This is a genomic window from Paraburkholderia ribeironis, from assembly GCF_900019265.1.
Lineage (GTDB): Bacteria > Pseudomonadota > Gammaproteobacteria > Burkholderiales > Burkholderiaceae > Paraburkholderia > Paraburkholderia ribeironis.
Map to the genome: position 1 here is coordinate 1 of NZ_CYGX02000226.1, position 502 is coordinate 502.

Here is a 502-nt window from a genome sequence, read left to right on the forward strand (position 1 = left end):
AGCAGGTCGAGATAGTCGGCGGCCGTCGCCGGCTGGCCTTTGAGGATGCGCGTCAACACGCGCGGATCGTAGGCGTCCCGGTGCGCGTCGAGCAGCGGCCGGTGCCACGCGTAGGCTTCGATGGGCGAAAAGCCGAAGCGGTTGATTTCGGCAAGCCGGTCGAGCGGCGCAAAACGCACGTCGCTGACGATCGCGCCCGCCGCCTCCAGATGCTTGAGCGCGGCGTCATAAGCCTCGGCGACTTCCGGCTCGATGCCGTCCGTCACGTAATGGTTCAGCACGCCGAGCCGCGCGCCCTCGAGCGGCCGCGCAGCCGGAATGACGGGCTCCAGCCCGGCGAGGATCCGGTCGACCAGTGCGCAGCACGCGACTGTCGCGCCGATCGCGCCGAATGCATCAAGTGTCGGCGAGAGCGGTACGCCGCCCTGTTTGGGCACGCGGTCGGCCGTCGGCTTGAAGCCGGTGAGTCCGCACAGCGCGGCGGGAATGCGCAGCGAGCCGC

Annotated in this window: 1 protein-coding gene; it reads right to left on the reverse strand. The window is 69.9% G+C overall.

Annotated features, from left to right (window positions below; genetic code table 11):
- On the reverse strand, window positions 1-502 hold a 502-nt coding region (locus BN2475_RS33290), incomplete at both ends, for an amidase family protein (protein WP_245841783.1).